Raw genomic sequence first — 21,536 nt, 5'->3', positions numbered from 1 at the left:
ATGCGGTCACCATAGCGTTCACACCTCGTCCAATGCAACGATCCGATGCGCCTTTGTTGCATTAGAGTCGCATTCGTTGCAACGATATTCACGCGATGAACTGTGCAAACGTTGTTTATGCGCAACGTGGTTGTTGCCGGAAAGTGGAAAGCAACGTAGCGTTTCTGGTGTCAGAAACGGCGGGTGGAAGCCGTCGGACGCAGGATTCCCGAGGAGTGCACCATGCAGAAGTTCGCCACCACCGCCCCGATCTCCGCCGTCGTCGACTTCCCCGCCGGACGCGTGCAGTGCATCGCCGCCGACCGGGCCGACGCCACCGTCGAGGTGCTGCCGGCCAACGCCTCCAAGGGGCGCGACGTGAAGGCGGCCGAGCAGACCGAGGTCGCGTACGCCGACGGCGTCCTGCGGATCGCGGCCCCCTCGGGCAGGAACCAGTTCTTCGGCCCCTCCGGCTCCGTCGAGGTCACGGTCCAGCTGCCGGCCGGCTCGCAGGTCGGGATCACGTCCTCCTGCGCCGAGTTCCGGGGCGTCGGGCGCTTCGGCGAGGTCGCCTTCAAGGGAGCGCAGGGCGCCATCAAGATCGACGAGGCCGCGGGGCTCAGCGTCGCCACCTCCGGCGGCGACGTGACCGTCGGCCGCCTCACCGGCCCCGCCGAGATCAGCACCGGAAAGGGCGACATCAGGATCACCGAGGCCCGCCGCGGCGCGGTCGTCCTGCGCACCCAGATGGGCGACATCTCGGTCGGCGCCGCCGCCGGTGTCTCCGCCTCCCTGGACGCCGGCACCGGCTACGGCCGCATCCGCAACGCCCTGAAGAACACCGAGGGCGCCGCCGCCGGTCTGAACATCGAGGCCACCACCGGCTACGGCAACGTCGAGGCCCGCAGCCTCTGATGAGGCGGTCGCCGACCCCGGTGACCCGCGGGGCTGCGGCACGGAGGTCGCCCGCCCGGGCCGCACGCACAAATCCGATGGCACGCGGGCCGGGTGACGGCGGAGACTCGCCTCATGGATGACATGGGGGCGTTCCGGGAAGCGGTCCTCGCGTGGGCGGCGTTCGACGCCGCGACGGGGGACCGGGCCGCTGCGGGGCGCGCGGCGGGAGATGCGGCCGCGGACGACCCCGGGGTTCCCGCGCGGGAGCTCGCCGCGCGCCTGCCGGTACGCACCGTGGTCCTGCTCGAAGGACTGAGCGACGTCGCCGCGGTCGACGCGCTGGCCGAGCGCCGCGGCCGCGACCTGGCCGCGGAGGGGGTCTGCGTCCTGCCGATCGGCGGCGCGATGAGCATCGGGCGCTTCGCCCGCCTGCTCGGGCCGTCGGGCCTGGATCTCCGGCTGCTCGGCCTGTGCGACGAGCGCGAGCGCGACTACTACGCCCGCGCCCTGGCCGGAGCGGGGGAGCGGGACCGCACGGGTGGGCCGTCCGGGGCGGGGGAGCAGGGCTTCTTCGTCTGCGCGGCCGATCTGGAGGACGAGCTGATCCGCGCGCTGGGCGTGACCCGGGTGACGGAACTCGTCCGGGCCGAGGGCGAGGAGCGCCCGCTGCGGACCTTCCTGCGCCAGCCCGCGCAGCAGGGCCGCGCGCCGCACCTGCAGCTCCGCCGCTTCTTCGGCACGAAGAAGGGACGCAAGATCCGCTACGGCCGGGTCCTCGTGGAGGCCCTCGACCTCGACCGCGTGCCCGCGCCGCTCGAAAGGCTCTTCGCCGGCCTGTGAGCCGATCGGCGGCACCGTCCGTGAGGACCGGGACCCCCGATGGAAGGCATGTCCGCATGCCCGCCGACTTCCAGGACCCCCACGCCCCCGACGCCGACCCCGAGGCGGACGCCGCAGCCGTCGTCATCGAGCGGCTGCTGCGGCACCGCATCCTCCACATCGCCGCGCCGATCACCCGCGAGACCGCGGACCGCGTCACGGCGCAACTGCTGCTCCTGGCCGCCGAGAGCGACCGTCCGGTCACCCTCTACGTCAACAGCACGGGCGGATCGGTGCCGGCCGGTCTGGCGATCTACGACACGATGCAGCACGTCAGGAACGACGTGGTCACGATCGGCCTCGGCTACTGCGCCTCGATGGCCCAGTTCCTGGTCGCCGCCGGCACCCCGGGCAAGCGGTACGCGCTGCCGAACACCCGCATGATGCTGCACCTGCCGTCCTTCGCCGACGCCGCCGCGTCCGACACCGACGGCCTCGGCATCACCGAACTGCACCACACCCGCGTCCGGGTCACCGAGCTCATCGCCCGGCACACCGGCCGGGAGGCCGCCCGGGTCGCCGCCGACTTCGCCGACGACCGCTGGCTCACGCCGGAGGAGGCGGAGGAGTACGGCCTGATCGACGGCGTGCTGGTCACACGTTCCGGCCCATGAGGATCATCAGCCAGACGAGGCCGGCCGTCGCCGCCCACAGGACCAGGCTCGACAGCGCGACCAGCACGCGCACGAAGACCGGGTACACGCCGACCTTGGTCACGGGATCGTCCGGGTGGTAGGCGACCTCGACCTCGCTCGCGTACGCCTGCCGGAAGTAGTGGTGGGTTATGCCGTCCCGGTCCGTGAAGGCATACGTCCCCGACTTGCCGTACGGCCTGGTGCGCACCGCCATCACCGTGATGCCCCGCCGGGGCAGCAGCGCCATCTGGAGGGCCCGGTCCGCGGTGTAGCCGCTCAGGAGGTTGAGGACGATCACCACGAGCCCCAGCAAGAACGAGACGACGAGCGCCTCCGGCTCGCCGTTGACGACGACCAGCACGCTCGTCGCGAGGAACGCCGCGAGACCGGGGCCGAGCGACAGCGCCACCCAGCCCAGGCCCCTGACCTGCCGCCCCGCGCCGACCGTGGCCTGCGGGCCGTCCGGCGTGCGCAGGGACCGGGTCGTCACGAGCGCGGCGCCGTCGAGGGACGGATCCGGCTCCGGCAGCCCGGCCAGGGCCGTGCCCAACGCCGAGACGAAGAGCGCGGCCGCGGCCTCGCCGACGCCCTCGACCCGGTGGACCACCGGCGCCGCCCCGTGCGGCGCCCGCAACTCGACGGCCACGGCCCGCTCGTCCCGCACGACCTCCCGGACGGCCCTCAGCGGTATGTGCGTCTCCTCGTCCCCGATCCGCAGCGTCAGCGCGTCGTCCTCCTGCCGCAGGACGGTGCCGCCGCTGCCGCGCAGGACGGGGGTCGAGGCGGTCGTCACCCCTTCACGCCCGCCACGAACGCGGCCCAGGCGGCGGCCGGGACGACGAGCGCGGGCCCGTCGGGGACCTTGCTGTCACGGACGGGCACGACACCGGGGACTCCGTCGAGGACTTCGAGGCAGTCGCCGCCCTGGCTGTTGCTGTACGAGCTCTTGCGCCAGGCCGCGCCGACGAAGTCGTACGAGACCTCGACGCAGTTGCCGCCCTCGCCGTTGCTGTAAGAGCTCTTGAACCAGTGGGCGTTGCTCAGGTCGTACTCGCGCATCGTCTGAAGTCCTCCGCCGCCGACTCGATCAGGGCCAGGGACGCCTCTGGCGACAGCGCGGCGACCCTGAGCAGATCGTAGGCGCGCTGGGCGCGCTTCACCACGGTCGGATCGTCGAGGAGTGTTCCTGAAAATGCCGTCTCCGTATAGGCCGTTGGCGGCTGGTCCTCGAACTCCATCAGTCGTAGTGACCCATCCATAGATGCGTGTGCTCCAGCGGCACACGGCAGCACCGTCACCAGCACCCAACGCTGCCGCGTCAGCGTCAGGATGTGGTCCAGCTGTGCCCCCATGGCGGCGGCGCCGCCCACGGGAGTGCGCACCGCGTTCTCATGCAGGACGACCCAATACTCCGGCCGTGTGGCGTCCTTGAGGATCGCCGCTCGGTCGATGCGGGCGGTGACCTTCTCCTCGACGTACGCCTCCGTCGCGAACGGGTTGGCCGCGATCGTCACCGCCCGCGCGTACTCCGGCGTCTGCAGCAGCCCCGGGATCACCGTCGGCGCGAACTCGCAGATCTTTGTCGCGACCCCTTCGAGCTCGGCCACCTGGTGGAAATATTCCGCGTACGGCGACTTGTCGATGAGTTTCCGCCACGTTCGTTCGAAAATACCGCCGGTTTGTAGTACCTCGTCGAATCTCTTCGCCACGTCCGGCTGCGGCTTCCGTACCCCCTGCTCGAAGAGGCCGATGTAGGCCCCCGAGACGAACACCCGCGCGCCCAGGTCGTTCTGGGAGAGCCCGGCCGCCTCCCGGCGTTCCTTCAGCAGCTCTCCGAAGAACTCCCACGCGGCCTGTTGTCTGCCCTTGGCCATGGATTGACTCCCGAATCCCACACCGCAGTTGTTGTGCCGAAGCGGCTGTCGATTCTACGGATTCGCCGCCAGGGTGGATGGGGAATGCAGGAAATGGATTCGGGAAGGGACACGTTGGTGAAAGAAGAAGACAGCATGCGGTCGGCGGAAGAGGCGCGAGAGGTGGTGAGGGAATTGCGGGACGCGCTCGGACGGGCCGGAATCACCCTGCCCTCGCTCGGGCTCGACGCCGTGACCCTCGCGTCCGATCCTCCTCGGCCGCTGATCGAACTGGGGCGCTGCACGGCGGCGACCGCCCGCCTGCTCGCTGCGGCGCTCAGGAACGAAGGGGGACACGGATGAAGCCACCCATCGGTGCGTACGTCGTCGACATCGGTACGGGAAGGATCGGCACGGTCATGGGGCACGAGGGCCCCTACCTCCAGCTCCGGCCCATCGGCGGCGGGCGCGAGTGGGACTGCCACCCGGACGGGATCCGGGTGGCGACCGTCGCCGAGCGGCTGAGCGCCGCCACGGCGCACGCCAACGCCCGGAGCCGTGGAGAGGTGCCGTGAGCAGGCCGGACCGGCCGCGGGCCGAGACCGCCCGGCCGCACCGGCCCGCCCGGCCCCGGGAGGCCGCCGGCCGGTCCGGGGCCGGGCCCGCGTCCGGGCCGCCGGGCCGCGGAGGCCGCGGCGGGGCGGAGGCGGCCCCTGAGCACTTCCCCCGTACGGGAGAATGGCTCCATGAGTCTGTTCCGCGACGACGGCATCGTGCTGCGCACCCAGAAGCTGGGTGAAGCGGACCGCATCATCACGATCCTCACGCGCGGTCACGGACGCGTACGCGCCGTCGCGCGTGGGGTGCGCCGGACCAAGTCGAAGTTCGGGGCGCGGCTCGAACCGTTCTCGCACGTGGACGTGCAGTTCTTCGCCCGCGGCAGCGAGCTGATCGGCCGCGGGCTTCCGCTGTGCACGCAGAGCGAGACCATCGCGGCGTACGGCAGCGGGATCGTCACCGACTACGCCCGCTACACCGCGGGCACCGCGATGCTGGAGACGGCGGAACGCTTCACCGACCACGAGGGCGAGCCGGCCGTGCAGCAGTATCTCCTGCTGGTCGGCGGCCTGCGGACGCTCGCGCGCGGGGAGCACGCCCCGCACCTGATCCTGGACGCGTTCCTGCTGCGCTCGCTCGCCGTGAACGGCTACGCGCCCAGCTTCGACGACTGTGCGAAATGCGGACTTCCAGGGCCGAACCGCTTCTTTTCGGTCGCCGCGGGCGGAGTCATCTGCGGGGACTGCCGCGTCCCCGGAAGCGTCGTACCCTCAGCGGAGGCCGTAGGCCTGCTCAGCGCGCTGCTCACGGGCGACTGGGAGACGGCGGACGCGGCCGAGCCGCGTCACGTCAGGGAGGGCAGCGGGCTCGTGTCCGCCTATCTGCACTGGCACCTGGAGCGCGGGCTGCGCTCGCTGCGGTACGTAGAGAAGAGCTAGGAGAGACCACGTCATGGCCATCGCACGACTCCTCGGGCGGCAGCGACGGGAGTACAGCACCCCCGAGCCGCACCCGTCCGGTGCCCGCCCGCCGAAGCTCCAGTCGGAGCTCGTGCCCGAGCACGTCGCGATCGTCATGGACGGCAACGGCCGGTGGGCCAAGGAGCGCGGTCTGCCGCGCACCGAGGGCCACAAGGTCGGCGCCGAGCAGGTGCTCGACGTGCTCCAGGGCGCCATCGAGATGGGCGTGGGCTCGATCTCGCTGTACGCCTTCTCCACGGAGAACTGGAAGCGCTCGCCCGAGGAGGTGCGCTTCCTCATGAACTTCAACCGGGACTTCATCCGCAAGACCCGCGACCAGCTCGACGAGCTGGGCATCCGGGTGCGCTGGGTGGGCCGCATGCCCAAGCTGTGGAAGTCCGTGGCCAAGGAGCTCCAGGTCGCCCAGGAGCAGACCAAGGACAACACGAGGCTCACGCTCTACTTCTGCATGAACTACGGCGGCCGGGCCGAGCTCGCGGACGCGGCGCAGGCGCTGGCCGAGGACGTGAAGGCCGGCCGGCTCGACCCCTCGAAGGTCACCGAGAAGACCATCCAGAAGTACCTCTACTACCCGGACATGCCGGACGTCGACCTCTTCCTGCGGCCCAGCGGCGAGCAGCGCACGTCGAACTACCTGATCTGGCAGAGCGCGTACGCCGAGATGGTCTTCCAGGACGTCCTGTGGCCCGACTTCGACCGCCGCGACCTGTGGCGCGCCTGCGTCGAGTACGCCCAGCGCGACCGCCGCTTCGGCGGGGTGGACCCGGCCGACCTGGCCGTCCTCGACAAGGCCTGAGCGGGACCGGGGGGCATGTGATGGAGCTCGTGTACACGCCGACGCGCGAGGACGTCGCCGACGCCGTGCGCGTCCAGCTGCGGTACGGGTCGTTCCGGGTGCTGCGCCGGCTGCTGCCCGTGGGAGCCGTGTTTGCGGGCCTGGTCGTCGCCCTGCTGGTGACCGGGCCCGGTGAGCCGAACACCGGGGGTGCGGTCCTCATGGGCGGGCTGGGACTGCTCTGCGCCGTCCTGCCGTGGCTGACCGTCCGGCTCACCACCCGGCAGGTGTACGCCCTGATCGGGCGGCAGGGCGAGTTCCGCGCCAGGGTGGACGAGGACGGGCTCCGCCTGGTCACCCGCGACAGCGAGGCCGTGAGCCGCTGGCCCATGACGCCCCGGTACGCGGAGACGGCGACCCAGTTCGTCCTGCTGTCCGGCGACAAGGGCCGTGTCGGCGTCGCCGCCCTTCCCAAGCGAGGCCTGGCGGACCCGTCCGACGTCGACCGGCTCCGCGCGCTGCTCGACCGCAGCATCACCCGCATGTGAGGCCTGCGCGAGGGGCCCGTACCGGAAGCGTCCGGTACGGGCCCCTCGCGCAGGTCACCTCGTGCGCCGGGTCACTCCGCGGCGCAGTCCGCGCAGGTGCCGAAGATCTCGACCGTGTGGGCCACGTTCACGAAGCCGTGCTCCGCGGCGATCGTCTCGGCCCACTGCTCCACGGCCGGGCCCTCGACCTCCACGGCCTTGCCGCAGACGCGGCAGACCAGATGGTGGTGGTGGTCGCCGGTCGAGCAGCGGCGGTAGACGGTCTCGCCGTCGCTGGTGCGCAGGGCGTCGACCTCGCCGGCGTCGGCCAGCGACTGGAGCGTGCGGTAGACGGTGGTGAGGCCGACGGAGTCGCCCCGGTGCTTGAGCATGTCGTGCAGCTCCTGGGCGCTGCGGAACTCGTCCACCTCGCTCAGCGCCGCCGACACGGCGGCCCGCTGCTTGGTCGAGCGGCCGCGTACGGGGGGTCCTGCCGTTGTCACGGGGGCCTCCTTGAATCCTTGTCTGCCCCCGCCATTCTGCCAGTCCCCCCGTCGCCCCGGTGTCAGACCTTCACGTCGTCCGAGGGGCGCCGGCTGGCCGGAAGCGGCGCGTCGCAGGTCTGGGTGGCCGCTTCGGCGGCCTTGGCGCGGCGGCGGGCGAGCGGGGTCGCGACGGCCGTCAGGGCGATGAAGGCGCCGATCGCGAGGAGCACGATCGTCGCGCCGGGCGGCACGTCCTGGTAGTACGAGGTGACGGTGCCGGCCACGGTGACGCCGGTGCCGATCGCGACCGCGAGGACGAAGGTCGTGCGGAAGGACCGGGACAGCTGCTGGGCGGCGGCCACCGGGACCACCATCAGCGCGCTGACCAGGAGCAGGCCGACGACCCGCATGGCGACCGTGACGGTCACGGCGGCGGTGACGGCGATCAGCAGGTTCAGGGCGCGCACCGGCAGGCCGGTGACGCGGGCGAAGTCCTCGTCCTGGCTGACGGCGAACAGCTGGCGGCGCAGGCCGACCGTGACGAGCACGACGAAGGCGGCGAGGACGCCGATCGCGGTGACGTCCTCGGGGGAGACCGTCGACAGCGAGCCGAAGAGGAACGAGTTCAGGTTGGCGTTGGAGCCGGTCGGCGAGAGGTTGATCAGCAGCACGCCGCCCGCCATGCCGCCGTAGAAGAGCAGCGCGAGGGCGAGGTCGCCGCGGGTCCTGCCGTACGCCCGGATCAGCTCCATGGCCACCGAACCGGCGACGGCGACCAGGGTCGCCATCCACACCGGGCTGGAGTTGAGCAGGAAGCCGAGACCGACGCCGGTCATGGCGACGTGGCCGATGCCGTCTCCCATCAGCGCCTGCCGGCGCTGGACGAGGTAGATGCCGACGGCGGGCGCGGTGATGCCGACGAGCAGCGCGGCGATCAGAGCCCGCTGCATGAAGGCGAACTGGAGGAATTCCATGGTGGGGTCGCTTCTTCTCGTCGTCGGCTCAGGTCAGCAGACCCGTACGGAGCGGCTCGTCGGCCGCGTGCGGGTGGACGTGGTCGTGGCCGGGCAGCGCGTGCTGGCCGACGGCCTGCGGCGGCGGGCCGTCGTGGACGACGCAGCCGTCGCGCAGCACGACCGCGCGGTCGATGAGGGGCTCCAGCGGGCCGAGCTCGTGCAGCACGAGGAGGACGGAGGTGCCGCCGGCGACCTGCTCGCGCAGGGTCGCGGCGAGGATCTCCTGGCTGGCGAGGTCGACGCCGGCCATCGGCTCGTCCATGATCAGCAGTTCGGGCTCGGAGGCGAGCGCGCGGGCGATGAGCACGCGCTGGTGCTGGCCGCCGGAGAGCGCGGAGACGGAGTCGCGGGCGCGGTCGGTGAGGCCGACGAGCTCGATGGCCCGGTCGACGGCGGCCCGGTCGGCCCTGGTGGTGAGGCCGAACCTGCGGCGGGAGAGCCGGCCGGAGGCGACGACCTCGCGGATGGTGGCGGGGACGCCGCTGGCGGCGGTGGTGCGCTGCGGCACGTAGCCGACGCGCGCCCAGTCGCGGAAGCGCTTCTGCGGGGTGCCGAAGAGCTCGATGGTGCCGCCGGTGAGCGGCACCTGGCCGATGACCGAGCGGACGGCGGTGGACTTGCCGGAGCCGTTGGCGCCGAGCAGCGCGACGACCTCGCCGCGCCGGACGGTGAGGTCGACCCCGCGCAGGACGGGCCGCGAGCCGAGGGCCGCGGTGGCGCCGCGGACGGAGATGACGGGCTCGTCGCCCACGACGGAGCTCACGGGTTCCTCCTGCTGGAATGCGCTTGCGGGGGTGGTCACTTGGCGCCGAGGGCCTTCTGCAGCGCGGCGAGGTTGGACTGCATGACCTCGAGGTAGTCAGCGCCCTTGGACCTGTCGGTGATTCCCTCCAGCGGGTCGAGCACGTCGGTCTTCAGACCGGTGTCGGTCGCGAGGGTCCTGGCGGTCTTGTCGCTGGCCAGGGTCTCGAAGAAGACGGTGCTGACCCGGTCCTGCTTCGCGATGTCCTGCAGCTTCCTGATGCGGGCGGGGCTCGGCTCGGCCTCGGGGTCGATGCCGGAGATGCCCTCCTGCTCCAGGCCGTAGCGCTCGGCCAGGTAGCCGAAGGCGGCGTGGGTGGTGATGAAGGTCCTGGTGGCGGTGTTCCTCAGCCCCGTCTCGAAGGCGGTGTCCAGTGCGCCGAGCCTCTGCACCAGGGCGTCGGTGTTCTTCCGGTAGTCGGCGGCGTGCGCCGGGTCGGCCTTCGCGAAGGCGGCGCCCACGCCCTTGGCGACCTCGGCGTACTTCACGGGGTCGAGCCAGACGTGCGGGTCGGCGCCGGCCTCGGAGCCGTGGTCGTGGCCCTCGTGCCCGGCCTCGTCGGAGCCGTGGGCCTCGTCGCCGTGGCCGTGCTCGTGGCCGCCGGCCTCGGTGCCGTGCTCCTCCAGCTTCGTGAGGGTGGCGGCGTCGACGGTGTTCTTCACGCCGGCCTGCTGGACGGCGTCGTCGACGGCGGGCTGGACGCCCTTGAGGTAGAGGACGACGTCGGCCTCGCCGAGCCGGCCGATCTGCCGCGGCTTGAGCTCCAGGTCGTGGGGCTCGACGCCGGGCCTGGTGAGCGTGTCGACGGAGACGTGGCCGCCGCCGATCCGCTCGGCGAGGAACTGCATCGGGTAGAACGACGCGACGACGTCCAGCTTCCCGTCGGCCTTCCGGTCGGCCGCGTCCGAGATCCCGCCGCAGGCGGAGAGGGTGACGAGACCGAGCGCGACGGTTCCGGCGAGGGCGGTCGGGGGTATCAGTCGGCGTACGTTCATGACACTCATTTTCAACAAAGATGGAAACGGTTGTCAATTGCCGTACGTGTGTCCTCCCGCACCGGCGTTCGGTCGCGGGCCGGCCGCCGCCGGTATCCCGGCAGACCGGTACAAGTCGGGAAGGGAGTGATCGCCGCCGCCGGCACCCGCGCGCCGCCCGCCCTCCGCTTCCCGGCGGGCGAGGCCGAACCGATTTGATAGAGGGGGTGCGGGCGCCGGTAACCTGAGGCATTCGCACTTCGTCGTCGTAATGAAGAGAGCACCGTGGCCGCCGACAAGATCGACACCATCGTCAGCCTGAGCAAGCGCCGTGGCTTCGTCTACCCGTGCAGCGAGATCTACGGTGGCCAGCGAGCCGCCTGGGACTACGGGCCGCTGGGTGTCGAGCTGAAGGAGAACATCAAGCGTCAGTGGTGGCGTTACATGGTCACCGCGCGCGAGGAGGTCGTCGGTCTCGACTCCTCCGTCATCCTGGCCACCGAGGTCTGGGAGGCGTCCGGCCACGTCGCCACCTTCACCGACCCGCTGACCGAGTGCACCTCCTGCCACAAGCGCTTCCGCGCCGACCACCTGGAGGAGGCGTACGAGGAGAAGCACGGCCGCCTCCCCGAGAACGGCCTCGTGGACCTCAACTGCCCCAACTGCGGCAACAAGGGCACCTTCACCGAGCCCAAGCAGTTCTCCGGCCTGCTCTCCACGCACCTCGGCCCGACCCAGGACACCGGCTCCGTCGCGTACCTGCGCCCCGAGACCGCCCAGGGCATCTTCACCAACTTCGCCCAGGTGCAGACCACCTCGCGCAAGAAGCCCCCGTTCGGCATCGCGCAGATGGGCAAGTCCTTCCGGAACGAGATCACTCCGGGCAACTTCATCTTCCGCACCCGCGAGTTCGAGCAGATGGAGATGGAGTTCTTCGTCAAGCCGGGCGAGGACGAGCAGTGGCACGAGTACTGGATGGAGCAGCGCTGGAACTGGTACACCGGCCTGGGTCTCCGTGAGGAGAACATGCGCTGGTTCGAGCACCCGAAGGAGAAGCTCTCCCACTACTCGAAGCGCACCGCCGACATCGAGTACCGCTTCCAGTTCGGCGGCAGCGAGTGGGGCGAGCTCGAGGGCGTCGCCAACCGCACCGACTACGACCTGAAGGCCCACTCCGAGGCCTCGGGCGCCAACCTGACCTTCCTGGAGCAGGAGGGCGAGCGCTACACGCCGTACGTCATCGAGCCGGCGGCCGGTGTCGGCCGCGCCATGCTGGCCTTCCTGCTCGACGCGTACACCGAGGACGAGGCCCCCAACGCCAAGGGCGTCATGGAGAAGCGCGTCGTGCTGCGCCTCGACCACCGCCTGGCCCCGGTCAAGGTCGCCGTCCTGCCGCTGTCCCGCAACGCGCAGCTCTCGCCGAAGGCCAAGGGCCTCGCGGCCGACCTGCGGCAGAACTGGAACATCGAGTTCGACGACGCCGGCGCCATCGGCCGCCGCTACCGCCGCCAGGACGAGATCGGCACGCCGTACTGCGTCACCGTCGACTTCGACACCCTCGAGGACAACGCGGTGACCGTGCGCGAGCGCGACACCATGAAGCAGGAGCGCGTCTCCCTGGACCAGATCCAGGGCTACCTGGCCAGCCGCCTCATCGGCTGCTGAGTCCGCTTCGCCCGCACGGGAGAGCCCCCGGTTCCGTCTCGGAACCGGGGGCTCTCCCGTGCCGCGTCTCAGGCCTTCAGGGCGCGCTGCACCAGGGAGACGACCGCGGCGAAGGCCGCCTCGCTGTCGGGGGCCGCCCAGTCGGCGGAGTGCGCCGGGTTGTGGAAGCGGTCCGTGGCGTGGAAGACCGCGCGGGCCGTCGTCGCGGCGTCCGTCTCCGGGGCGGCGAACACGCCCTCGCGGACGCCGTCCTCCAGGATCCGGGCGATCTGCTCGACCAGATGGTCCTCGTGCCGGTCGACCACCGCGCTGTTCTCGCCGATCAGCACCTGGAAGGTCGCCATCAGCTCCGGATCGCCGCCGACCTTCTCGCGCTTGAGGGTGAAGAGGGCCGTGAGCCAGCCGGTCAGGCGCTCGTCGGCGGGCTCCGCCGTCGCCACGTAAGGCTCCAGGGCGACGATCGTCCGCTCCAGCCAGCGCTCCGTGACCGCCTCGCGCAGCGCCGCCTTCGTGCGGAAATGGCGGTAGACGCTGCCGTGGCTGACGCCGAGGACCCGGGCCACGTCGACGACGGTCGCCTTCGCTGGGCCGTAGCGCCGCAGGACCTCCTCGGTGGCTTCGAGGATGCGCTCCGCGGTCAGGGTTTCGGTGGTGGCGGCCATGGAATGACAGTACCTGTCACCCGGAGGCCGCTCACTGCTCGCTGTCGAGGTGGGCCATCTGGTTCTCCGGGTAGCGCGCGCCGGCCGCCGCGCCCGCCGGGACGGCCGCCTCGATCGCCGCGAGCTCGGCCGCGTCGAGCGTGACGTCCAGGGCGCCGAGGGCCTCCGCGAGCCGGTCCCGGCGACGGGCGCCGATCAGCGGCACGATGTCGGCGCCCTGGGCCAGCACCCAGGCGATCGCGGCCTGGGCCACGGTGACGCCCTTCGTCCCGGCGACGTCGCGCAGCCGGTCCACCAGGTCCAGGTTCCGGCCCAGGTTCTCGCCCCGGAAGCGCGGGGACATGCCGCGGAAGTCGCCCGGGGCGAAGGTCTGGTCCCGGGTGACGTGCCCGCTGATCAGACCGCGCGAGAGGACCCCGTACGCGGTGATGCCGATGCCCAGCTCGCGGGCGGCGGGCAGGATCCGGTCCTCGATGCCGCGGGAGATGAGCGAGTACTCGATCTGGAGGTCGGCGATCGGGGCGACGGCGGCCGCCCGGCGCAGGGTGTCGGCGCCGACCTCGGAGAGGCCGATGTGCCGGACGTGGCCCGCCTCGACCAGTTCGGCGATGGCGCCGACGGTCTCCTCGATCGGCACGTCCGGGTCGACGCGGGCGATCCGGTAGATGTCGATGTGGTCGGTGCCGAGGCGCTGCAGCGAGTACGCGGCGAAGTTCTTCACCGCGTCCGGCCGTCCGTCGTAGCCGAGGAAGTCGCCCTCGACGGCGCGCAGGGCACCGAACTTCACGCTGGTCAGAGCCTGTTCGCGAAGGGCGGCGGGGGCGGTGCGCAGCGCCTCGTTGATGAGCAGCTCGTTGTGGCCCATCCCGTAGAAGTCACCGGTGTCGAGGAGGGTGACGCCGGCCTCCAGGGCGGCGTGGATCGTCGCGACCGACTCGGCGCGGTCGGCCTCGCCGTACAGCGCGGACATGCCCATGCAGCCGAGGCCGAGGGCGGAGACCCGGGGTCCGGTGGTGCCGAGGGGGCGGGTGGGGAGGGTGGTCGTGGTCGTCATGGGGGGCTCCTGGGGAGGGGAGGGAAGGCGCCCGTCGGGCCGGGCACCCTTCAACCATGACATGTGCGATGACAGATTTCAATATTTGTCACTTCACGGTGCGGAGGAGGCGCAGACTCAGCAGCACCGTCAGCGCGATCACGCCCAGCTGGACCAGCAGCGTCGTCGTCACCGCGGAGCCCGTCCCGGCCGGCGAGGAGGCCAGCGACAGGAACAGCGAGCCCAGCGTCGCCACCCCCAGCGCCAGCGCCGACTGCTGCGTGGTCACCATCACCCCGCTGCCGACGCCCGCCCGCTCCGCCGGCACCTCCGAGAGCACCAGCCGGAAGAGCACCGGCAACTGCAGGCCCTGACCCAGGCCGGCGATCGCCATGCCCGGCACCAGGTGCCACACCGTCAGGTCCGCCCAGCCCCGCCACGCCACCCAGGCGATCAGGGCGATGCCGAGCCCCTGGAGCAGCCCGCCCACCGTCACGATCCGGGTGCCCCAGCGCCGTACGACCCGCGGACCGGCCAGCGAGGCCCCGAAGAAGGCCACCGCCATCGGCACCAGCGCCATGCCCGAGGCCACCGCGCCCATGCCCAGACCCTGCTGGAGCGCGACCGCGATCACGAACATGAAGCCGCTGAAGCCCAGCGACAGCGGCAGCACCACCGCCAGTCCCCGGCGCAGCGAGACCAGGCCGAGCAGGCTCGGCGGCACCAGCGGCACCCCGCCCCTGCGGTCGGTCCGCAGCTCCACCCACCAGAAGGCGCCGGCCACGAAGGGGAACGCCGCGAGGGAGAGCCAGGTCCACAGCGGCCAGCCCGCCGCCCGGCCCTCGGTCAGCGGGGCGAGCAGCGTGAGCAGGGACAGCGCGAGCAGCAGCGTGCCCGGCACGTCGACCGGCGCGGGCCGGTCCGAACGGGTCTCGGGGACGGCGCGGACGGCGAGCAGCAGACCGGCCAGTGCCACCGGCACGTTGACCAGGAAGACCGCACGCCAGCCGGTGCCCGCGAGGTCGGCGGCGACGAGCACGCCCCCCAGGATCTGGCCCGCGACCATCGACAGGCCCGCGGTCGCCCCGTACAGGCTCAGCGCCTTCGCGTGCCGGGCGCCCGAGGTCGAGGAGTGGATGGTCGCGAGCACCTGCGGCAGCATCAGCGCCGCCGCGACCCCCTGGGCCACCCGGGCGCCGACCAGCGTCCAGGCGTCCGGGGCGAGACCGCAGGCCAGGGAGGTGACGCCGAAGGCGGCCATGCCGACGAGGAAGAGCCGGCGGCGCCCGAACAGGTCGCCGAGCCGCCCGCCGAGGACGAGCAGCACGGCGTACGCCAGGCCGTAGCCGGCGACGACCAGTTCGAGGAGCGCCGGTCCCGCGGCCAGGTCGTGGTCGATGGTGGGCAGGGCGACGTTGACGATGAAGAAGTCGATCAGCGGCAGGGCCGCGCCGAGCAGCACGGTGAACAGGCCGAGGGAACCGAGCGCCGGCCGGGCGTGGTCGACGACCGGGACGGCGGCGCGGGTGGACGGGGAGGTTGTCGTAGTCACACAACCGAGCCTCGGGCCCTCCCCAGCCTGGTACCAGAGCCTCTTTATCCTGGTACAAGCACTACCTGGCAACGGGCTGAGCGCCCCGGCACCCTGGGAGCATGACCGTCATGACGGCACACGCGAACACCGAGCCGGACGTCCGGCGACACGAACTCGCCGCGTTCCTGCGCAGCCGGCGCGAGCGGATCAGCCCCGAGCAGGCCGGGCTGCCGCGCGGCCGGCGCCGCCGCACCCCCGGACTGCGCCGCGAGGAGGTCGCCCAGCTCTCCTCCGTCGGCGTCACCTGGTACACGTGGCTGGAGCAGGCCCGGCCCATCCAGGTGTCCCCGCAGGTCCTGGACGCGCTCGCCGCCGCGCTGCTGCTCGACCCCACCGAGCGGGCCCACCTCTTCGCCCTCGCCGGACAGAGCGACCCGCACCCCGAGACGCCCTGCCCGACCGTCACCCCCGCCCTCCGGCAGCTCCTCGACCAGCTGGAGCCGGTCCCGGCCGCCGTCCAGAACAGCCGCTACGACTTCCTCGCCTACAACCGCACCTTCGGGCGCCTCTTCTGCGACCTGGACGCGCTCCCCCGCGAGGACCGCAACAGCCTGTGGCTCGCCTTCACCGACGAGGACTTCCGCACCGCCGTCACCGACCTGCCCGAGGTGCTCCGCTCACTGGCCGGCAAGCTGCGCGCCGCCATGGCCGAGCACCTCGCCGAACCCGCCTGGAAGGCGCTCCTGCACCGGCTGCAGGACGCCTCCCCGGAGTTCCGCGAGATCTGGGCCCGGCACGACGTCGTCGACCAGTCCGGCCGCACGAAACTCATCCGCAACCCCCGGGTCGGCCTGCTCCGCCTCGACCACACCAACCTCTACCTCGGCCCCCAGTCCGGACCGCGCCTGGTGACCTACGTACCGGTCGACGAGGCCTCGCGGGCGGGAGTCGAGCGGCTCCACGCACTGATCAAGGCGGACGAACAGCGGGCGGCGAAGGCGCCGGCCGGCCGGGCGGAGGGCGCCGGCGGGTCGCCCGCCCAGGGAGCCGCAGCCCTGCCGGCCGCTCAGGACGACGGGGCCTTCGCCGCCGCCTGAGAGCAGGCCGTCCCCTCCAGGAGCCCGGCCGTCCGCTCCGCGGGCCACTGCAGGCCGGAGACGGAGGCGCCCAGGTCACGCCGCAGGGCGGGCAGCGCCACGTTGAGCGCGGTGTCGTCCAGGCTGACGATCAGCAGGCTCATGCAGCAGATCGCGAGGACGACCCGGCGCCGGCCGCGGGTCGGCTGCGCATGCGTGACCTCGGACATAGCCGGATAGTACGGCTGTCTAAAGACTCGTGCAGTGCGCGACAATGGGCCAATGACCGCGTTCTCCCCCCTCGCCATCGGGCCGCACATCGTGCAGCCGCCGGTGGTGCTCGCGCCGATGGCCGGCATCACCAACGCACCCTTCCGCACCCTGTGCCGTGAGTTCTCCGGCGGGAAGGGGCTGTTCGTCAGCGAGATGATCACGACGCGCGCCCTGGTCGAGCGCAACGAGAAGACGATGCAGCTCATCCGCTTCGACGAGACCGAGAAGCCGCGGTCGATCCAGCTCTACGGCGTGGATCCGGTGACCGTCGGCAAGGCCGTGCGGATGATCGTCGACGAGGACCTCGCCGACCACATCGACCTGAACTTCGGCTGCCCCGTGCCGAAGGTCACCCGCAAGGGCGGCGGCTCCGCCCTCCCGTACAAGCGGCCGCTGCTGCGGGCGATCCTGAACGAGGCCGTGACCAACGCGGGCGACCTGCCGGTCACGATGAAGATGCGCAAGGGCATCGACGACGACCACATCACCTACCTCGACGCCGGCCGGATCGCCGTCGAGGAGGGCGTCACCGCCATCGCCCTGCACGGCCGCACCGCCGCCCAGCACTACGGCGGCACCGCCGACTGGGACGCCATCGCCCGGCTCAAGGAGCACGTGCCGGAGATCCCGGTGCTCGGCAACGGCGACATCTGGTCGGCGGACGACGCGCTGCGGATGATGCGCGAGACCGGCTGCGACGGCGTCGTCGTGGGCCGCGGCTGCCTCGGCCGGCCCTGGCTCTTCGGCGACCTCGTGGCGGGCTTCGAGGGCACGGGCGGATACGCGCAGCCTTCGCTGCGGGTCGTCGCGGACGCGATGGTCCGGCACGCCCGTCTGCTCGGCGAGTGGCTGGGCGACGAGGCGCGCGGTGTCATCGACTTCCGCAAGCACGTGGCCTGGTACCTGAAGGGCTTCTCGGTCGGCTCCGAGATGCGCAAGCGGCTCGCCGTCACGTCCTCCCTGGACGCGCTGCGGTCCGGCCTCGACGAGCTCGACCTCGACCAGCCCTGGCCGCTCGGCGCGGACGGCCCCCGCGGCCGCACCTCCGGGAACAACCGGGTCGTGCTGCCGGACGGCTGGCTGAAAGACCCGTACGACTGCGCCTTCGTGAGCGAGGACGCGGAGCTGGACACCTCGGGCGGCTGAGCCGGGCCCGCCCTCCGCACCGGTCGGTCCCGGCCGGGTCCGCCCTCCGCACCCGGTCGGCCCCCGACCGGTTCTGCCCTCCGCACCGGGTCGGTCCCGGCCTGCCGTTCTCCGCAGGCACTGCCTCCGGCAAGGGAACGGAGAGACGGTGCCCGGGGGGATCGTGCGGACGCTTCTTGAATGATCGAGCGTTCGCAGAGACGGCGCACGTCCCCGTTCGACACTTCGGGCCCGCTCACGTGAGCGGGCCCGAAGTGTCGAACGGGTGGACTCGCCGTGTCCCTTTCGTCGCCCCCCGGAGCCCCGGCCGTCCCCGGGCGCCGGGGCGACGCCCTCCGCGCGTGGCACCCGGTGCACAAGATCGCCCTTGCGGACACAGGGTGACGTGCACGAATGGCCCGTCCTCGCACGCGAGAGGCCGGAAGGTCCCGAGGAGGGTCCGGATCGTGGGAATCGGGCCGCTCGTGCGGAGTGATTCTCGCCACCCCTGATAGGGGTAGTGCTCAGATGAGCACATTACCGACGCCTGCGGCGGTTGAAGGGTGGCACGGAGTGCCACCCATTTTGTGTTCAAAAGTTGAACGCATATGCCGGATTGTGCGCTCACTTGAGCGCCCTGAGCCTACTTTGAGTCAAATGAGCTTCGGGGCCTGAAAGCGGAAGCTACCCGTCAGTTACTTTCGATGCGCTGGCGGACGGGTGGTTAAGACCGGGTGACCGGTAGGCGTACCTCCCCAGACGCCTTCGATCTGGGTATGTTCCTCGCCGTCAGGGCAGCCAACCGAGTCGTCGAGGAGTCGGGACCCGTGTCGGAAAACAATGATCAGAAGTTCGTGTACGACTTCACCGAGGGCAACAAGGACCTCAAGGACCTCCTTGGTGGCAAGGGCGCGAACCTGGCCGAGATGACCAACCTCGGTCTCCCGGTTCCCCCCGGCTTCACGATCACGACCGAGGCCTGCAAGGTCTACCTCGACAGCGGCTCCGAGCCGGTCGAGCTCCGCGACGAGGTCAGCGCGCACCTCGACGCCCTCGAGCGCCGGATGGGCAAGAAGCTCGGCCAGGCCGACGACCCGCTGCTCGTCTCCGTCCGCTCCGGCGCCAAGTTCTCGATGCCGGGCATGATGGACACCGTCCTCAACATCGGCCTCTCCGACGCCTCCGTCGAGGGTCTCGCCGCGCAGGCCGACAACGCGCGCTTCGCCTGGGACTCGTACCGTCGTCTCATCCAGATGTTCGGCAAGACCGTCCTCGACGTGGACGGCGAGCTCTTCGAGGACGCCCTCGACGAGGCCAAGGCCGCCAAGAAGGTCACGAGCGACACCGACCTGGACGCCGGCGACCTGAAGAAGCTCGTCAAGCAGTTCAAGAAGATCGTCAAGACCGCGACCGGCCGCGACTTCCCGCAGGACCCGCGCGAGCAGATGGACCTGGCCATCGAGGCCGTCTTCAACTCCTGGAACACCGACCGCGCGAAGCTGTACCGCCGCCAGGAGCGCATCCCGCACGACCTCGGCACCGCCGTCAACGTGTGCTCGATGGTCTTCGGCAACCTCGGCCCGGACTCCGGCACCGGCGTCGCCTTCACCCGCGACCCCGCCTCCGGCCACGCCGGCGTCTACGGCGACTACCTGCAGAACGCGCAGGGCGAGGACGTCGTCGCCGGCATCCGCAACACCGTGCCGCTCGCCGAGCTCGAGTCGATCGACAAGACGTCGTACGACCAGCTCATGCAGATCATGAACACGCTCGAGACCCACTACAAGGATCTCTGCGACATCGAGTTCACCATCGAGCGCGGCCAGCTCTGGATGCTCCAGACCCGCGTCGGCAAGCGCACCGCCGGTGCCGCCTTCCGCATCGCCACCCAGCTCGTGGACCAGGGCCTCATCGACGAGGCCGAGGCGCTGCAGCGCGTCAACGGCGCCCAGCTCGCCCAGCTGATGTTCCCGAAGTTCGACGAGAACGCGAAGGTCGAGCAGATCGGCCGCGGCATCGCCGCCTCCCCGGGCGCCGCCGTCGGCAAGGCCGTCTTCGACTCGTACACGGCCGTCAAGTGGTCGCGTTCCGGTGAGAAGGTCATCCTGATCCGCCGGGAGACGAACCCGGACGACCTGGACGGCATGATCGCCGCCGAGGGCATCCTCACCTCCCGCGGCGGCAAGACCTCGCACGCCGCCGTCGTCGCCCGCGGCATGGGCAAGACCTGTGTCTGCGGTGCCGAGGAGCTCGAGGTCGACACCAAGCGCCGCCGCATGACCACCGCCTCCGGCGTGGTCATCGAGGAGGGCGACGTCGTCTCCATCGACGGCTCCACCGGCAAGGTGTACGTCGGCGAGGTACCCGTCGTACCGTCCCCGGTCGTCGAGTACTTCGAGGGCCGCATGCACGCCGGCGCCGACGACGCCGACGAGCTCGTCCAGGCCGTGCACCGGATCATGGCCTACGCCGACCGCGTCCGCCGCCTGCGGGTCCGCGCCAACGCCGACAACGCCGAGGACGCCTCCCGCGCCCGCCGCTTCGGCGCCCAGGGCATCGGCCTGTGCCGCACCGAGCACATGTTCCTCGGCGAGCGCCGCCAGTACGTCGAGCGCCTGATCCTCGCCGACACCGACGAGGAGCGCGAGGAGTCGCTGAAGGCCCTCCTCCCGCTGCAGAAGGCGGACTTCGTCGAGCTCTTCGAGGCGATGGACGGCCTGCCGGTCACCGTGCGCCTGCTCGACCCGCCGCTGCACGAGTTCCTGCCCGACATCACCGAGCTCTCGGTGCGCGTCGCCCTCGCCGAGGCCCGCAAGGAGCCGCACGAGAACGACCTGCGCCTGCTCCAGGCCGTGCACCGGCTGCACGAGCAGAACCCGATGCTGGGTCTGCGCGGTGTCCGGCTCGGCCTGGTCATCCCCGGTCTGTTCACCATGCAGGTCCGCGCCATCGCCGAGGCCGCCGCCCAGCGCATCGACGCGAAGGGCGACCCGCGCGCCGAGATCATGATCCCGCTCGTCGGCACCGTCCAGGAGCTGGAGCTGGTCCGCGAGGAGGCCGAGGCGGTCATCGCCGAGGTCGTGGCGCAGACCGGCGTGGAGCTGAAGCTGGCCCTGGGCACCATGATCGAGCTGCCGCGCGCCGCCGTGACCGCCGGTCAGATCGCCGAGGCCGCCGAGTTCTTCTCCTTCGGCACCAACGACCTGACCCAGACGGTGTGGGGCTTCTCCCGCGACGACGTCGAGGCCAGCTTCTTCACCGCGTACCTGGAGAAGGGCATCTTCGGCGTCAGCCCCTTCGAGACCATCGACAAGGACGGCGTCGGCGCGCTGGTCCGGCAGGCCGTCGAGGCCGGCCGGGCCACCCGCCCGGACATCAAGCTCGGTGTCTGCGGCGAGCACGGCGGTGACCCGGAGTCGGTGCACTTCTTCCACGAGGTGGGTCTCGACTACGTCTCCTGCTCGCCGTTCCGGATCCCGGTGGCGCGACTGGAGGCCGGCCGCGCGGCGGCCGAGTCGAAGGGCAGCGACAGCCGCTGACCCACCGCCGGCGCCGCCGCTGAACATCGGTTCAGTAGCGAAGTCGTGCGAAGACCACCGGAGCCGCCGCTCGTCCCCGACCCTCAAACCGATGGGCGGCGGCTCCGGTTTCCAAAGGAGACGGGGCGGACACCTTGTGCGGAGGTGTCCGCCCCGTCGTATTTCGTCCGGCCCCGCCGTTGCATGATCGTTGGGGAAATGTGAGTTCCTGTTCAACTCCCCACGCAATGTGTGCGTTGAATTATTGGGCGTTGAACTTCTTGCGCTTT

At 71.3% G+C, this 21,536-nt stretch carries 22 protein-coding genes and 1 pseudogene; 12 read left to right on the top strand and 11 right to left on the bottom strand.

Annotation, left to right across the window (positions count from 1 at the left end):
• Window positions 1–222: 222 nt before the first annotated feature.
• The 3 genes from ACGF1Z_RS09490 to ACGF1Z_RS09480 all read left to right on the top strand — a co-directional run bounded on the left by ACGF1Z_RS09490 (window position 223) and on the right by ACGF1Z_RS09480 (window position 2,369).
• Complete coding sequence (locus ACGF1Z_RS09490) at window positions 223–894, top strand: DUF4097 family beta strand repeat-containing protein (RefSeq protein ID WP_393001706.1); 672 nt, start codon at window positions 223–225, stop codon at window positions 892–894.
• A 114-nt stretch (window positions 895–1,008) separates the two neighbouring features.
• Window positions 1,009–1,716: a TOPRIM nucleotidyl transferase/hydrolase domain-containing protein gene (locus ACGF1Z_RS09485; RefSeq protein WP_393001704.1), complete on the top strand. Its 708-nt coding sequence runs from the start codon at window positions 1,009–1,011 to the stop codon at window positions 1,714–1,716.
• Between the two features lie 56 nt (window positions 1,717–1,772).
• On the top strand, window positions 1,773–2,369 hold the full coding sequence (locus ACGF1Z_RS09480; protein ID WP_393001702.1) for a ClpP family protease: 597 nt from the start codon (window positions 1,773–1,775) through the stop codon (window positions 2,367–2,369).
• On the opposite strand, the gene ACGF1Z_RS09475 is transcribed toward ACGF1Z_RS09480, so the two are convergent.
• From ACGF1Z_RS09475 to ACGF1Z_RS09465, 3 genes are read right to left on the bottom strand one after another with little or no spacing between them, the layout of a single operon-like run.
• Entirely contained in the window at window positions 2,350–3,183 is an 834-nt protein-coding gene (locus ACGF1Z_RS09475) for a hypothetical protein (protein WP_393001700.1), read from the bottom strand. The two genes, ACGF1Z_RS09480 and ACGF1Z_RS09475, sit on opposite strands and share 20 nt — an antisense overlap.
• Complete coding sequence (locus ACGF1Z_RS09470) at window positions 3,180–3,449, bottom strand: DUF397 domain-containing protein (protein WP_393001698.1); 270 nt, start codon at window positions 3,447–3,449, stop codon at window positions 3,180–3,182. Before ACGF1Z_RS09470 ends, ACGF1Z_RS09475 begins: the two co-directional genes overlap by 4 nt.
• On the bottom strand, window positions 3,431–4,264 hold the full coding sequence (locus tag ACGF1Z_RS09465; protein ID WP_393001696.1) for a Scr1 family TA system antitoxin-like transcriptional regulator: 834 nt from the start codon (window positions 4,262–4,264) through the stop codon (window positions 3,431–3,433). The genes ACGF1Z_RS09470 and ACGF1Z_RS09465 overlap by 19 nt, the downstream gene beginning before the upstream one ends.
• 93 nt (window positions 4,265–4,357) lie before the next feature.
• Here ACGF1Z_RS09465 and ACGF1Z_RS09460 point away from each other — a divergent pair, with 93 nt between their 5' ends.
• The 5 genes from ACGF1Z_RS09460 (at window position 4,358) to ACGF1Z_RS09440 (ending at window position 7,104) form a co-directional block, all read left to right on the top strand.
• Window positions 4,358–4,606, top strand: coding sequence for a hypothetical protein (locus ACGF1Z_RS09460; RefSeq protein WP_393002451.1), 249 nt, complete (start codon window positions 4,358–4,360; stop codon window positions 4,604–4,606).
• Window positions 4,603–4,818 (top strand): hypothetical protein, encoded by a 216-nt coding sequence (locus ACGF1Z_RS09455; RefSeq protein WP_393001694.1) that lies wholly within the window; start codon window positions 4,603–4,605, stop codon window positions 4,816–4,818. Before ACGF1Z_RS09460 ends, ACGF1Z_RS09455 begins: the two co-directional genes overlap by 4 nt.
• A gap of 171 nt (window positions 4,819–4,989) precedes the next feature.
• Window positions 4,990–5,739 (top strand): DNA repair protein RecO, encoded by a 750-nt coding sequence (gene recO, locus ACGF1Z_RS09450; RefSeq protein WP_393001692.1) that lies wholly within the window; start codon window positions 4,990–4,992, stop codon window positions 5,737–5,739.
• A gap of 13 nt (window positions 5,740–5,752) precedes the next feature.
• Window positions 5,753–6,577: an isoprenyl transferase gene (locus tag ACGF1Z_RS09445; protein WP_393001690.1), complete on the top strand. Its 825-nt coding sequence runs from the start codon at window positions 5,753–5,755 to the stop codon at window positions 6,575–6,577.
• 20 nt (window positions 6,578–6,597) lie between these two features.
• Window positions 6,598–7,104, top strand: a complete 507-nt coding sequence (locus ACGF1Z_RS09440) for a YcxB family protein (RefSeq protein ID WP_393001688.1) — start codon at window positions 6,598–6,600, stop codon at window positions 7,102–7,104.
• Between the two features lie 71 nt (window positions 7,105–7,175).
• On the opposite strand, the gene ACGF1Z_RS09435 is transcribed toward ACGF1Z_RS09440, so the two are convergent.
• The 4 genes from ACGF1Z_RS09435 to ACGF1Z_RS09420 all read right to left on the bottom strand — a co-directional run bounded on the left by ACGF1Z_RS09435 (window position 7,176) and on the right by ACGF1Z_RS09420 (window position 10,381).
• Window positions 7,176–7,586, bottom strand: coding sequence for a Fur family transcriptional regulator (locus ACGF1Z_RS09435; RefSeq protein ID WP_393001686.1), 411 nt, complete (start codon window positions 7,584–7,586; stop codon window positions 7,176–7,178).
• Between the two features lie 62 nt (window positions 7,587–7,648).
• Entirely contained in the window at window positions 7,649–8,542 is an 894-nt protein-coding gene (locus ACGF1Z_RS09430; RefSeq protein WP_393001684.1) for a metal ABC transporter permease, read from the bottom strand.
• Between the two features lie 28 nt (window positions 8,543–8,570).
• Complete coding sequence (locus ACGF1Z_RS09425) at window positions 8,571–9,347, bottom strand: metal ABC transporter ATP-binding protein (RefSeq protein WP_393001682.1); 777 nt, start codon at window positions 9,345–9,347, stop codon at window positions 8,571–8,573.
• Between the two features lie 35 nt (window positions 9,348–9,382).
• Window positions 9,383–10,381: a zinc ABC transporter substrate-binding protein gene (locus ACGF1Z_RS09420; RefSeq protein ID WP_393001680.1), complete on the bottom strand. Its 999-nt coding sequence runs from the start codon at window positions 10,379–10,381 to the stop codon at window positions 9,383–9,385.
• 264 nt (window positions 10,382–10,645) lie between these two features.
• On the opposite strand from ACGF1Z_RS09420, the gene ACGF1Z_RS09415 reads away from it, so the two are divergent.
• A complete protein-coding gene (locus ACGF1Z_RS09415; RefSeq protein WP_376630244.1) occupies window positions 10,646–12,025 on the top strand; it encodes a glycine--tRNA ligase in 1,380 nt (459 codons plus the stop codon).
• A gap of 68 nt (window positions 12,026–12,093) precedes the next feature.
• On the opposite strand, the gene ACGF1Z_RS09410 is transcribed toward ACGF1Z_RS09415, so the two are convergent.
• The 3 genes from ACGF1Z_RS09410 to ACGF1Z_RS09400 all read right to left on the bottom strand — a co-directional run bounded on the left by ACGF1Z_RS09410 (window position 12,094) and on the right by ACGF1Z_RS09400 (window position 15,272).
• Window positions 12,094–12,687 (bottom strand): TetR family transcriptional regulator, encoded by a 594-nt coding sequence (locus tag ACGF1Z_RS09410; protein WP_393001678.1) that lies wholly within the window; start codon window positions 12,685–12,687, stop codon window positions 12,094–12,096.
• A gap of 31 nt (window positions 12,688–12,718) precedes the next feature.
• Window positions 12,719–13,741 (bottom strand): aldo/keto reductase, encoded by a 1,023-nt coding sequence (locus ACGF1Z_RS09405; RefSeq protein ID WP_393001676.1) that lies wholly within the window; start codon window positions 13,739–13,741, stop codon window positions 12,719–12,721.
• A gap of 88 nt (window positions 13,742–13,829) precedes the next feature.
• A complete protein-coding gene (locus ACGF1Z_RS09400) occupies window positions 13,830–15,272 on the bottom strand; it encodes an MFS transporter (RefSeq protein ID WP_393001674.1) in 1,443 nt (480 codons plus the stop codon).
• A 101-nt stretch (window positions 15,273–15,373) separates the two neighbouring features.
• Here ACGF1Z_RS09400 and ACGF1Z_RS09395 point away from each other — a divergent pair, with 101 nt between their 5' ends.
• Entirely contained in the window at window positions 15,374–16,351 is a 978-nt protein-coding gene (locus tag ACGF1Z_RS09395; protein WP_393001672.1) for a helix-turn-helix domain-containing protein, read from the top strand.
• A 44-nt stretch (window positions 16,352–16,395) separates the two neighbouring features.
• Here ACGF1Z_RS09395 and ACGF1Z_RS09390 read toward each other — a convergent pair.
• A pseudogene (locus ACGF1Z_RS09390) lies at window positions 16,396–16,560 on the bottom strand (MFS transporter); the annotation flags it as partial.
• A gap of 52 nt (window positions 16,561–16,612) precedes the next feature.
• Between ACGF1Z_RS09390 and dusB the strand changes: the two are divergent.
• Both dusB and ppdK read left to right on the top strand, forming a co-directional pair.
• The gene (gene dusB, locus ACGF1Z_RS09385; protein ID WP_393001670.1) at window positions 16,613–17,749 is read left to right on the top strand and encodes a tRNA dihydrouridine synthase DusB; all 1,137 of its coding nucleotides are present in this window, start codon (window positions 16,613–16,615) and stop codon (window positions 17,747–17,749) included.
• 806 nt (window positions 17,750–18,555) lie between these two features.
• Window positions 18,556–21,267, top strand: a complete 2,712-nt coding sequence (gene ppdK / locus ACGF1Z_RS09380) for a pyruvate, phosphate dikinase (RefSeq protein ID WP_393001668.1) — start codon at window positions 18,556–18,558, stop codon at window positions 21,265–21,267.
• Window positions 21,268–21,536: the final 269 nt, after the last annotated feature.

It is taken from the genome of Streptomyces sp. NPDC048018, assembly GCF_043202995.1.
Taxonomy (GTDB): domain Bacteria; phylum Actinomycetota; class Actinomycetes; order Streptomycetales; family Streptomycetaceae; genus Streptomyces.
The sequence above is the reverse complement of the archived record's forward strand: the minus strand, read 5'-3'. Positions and strand labels throughout refer to the sequence as shown.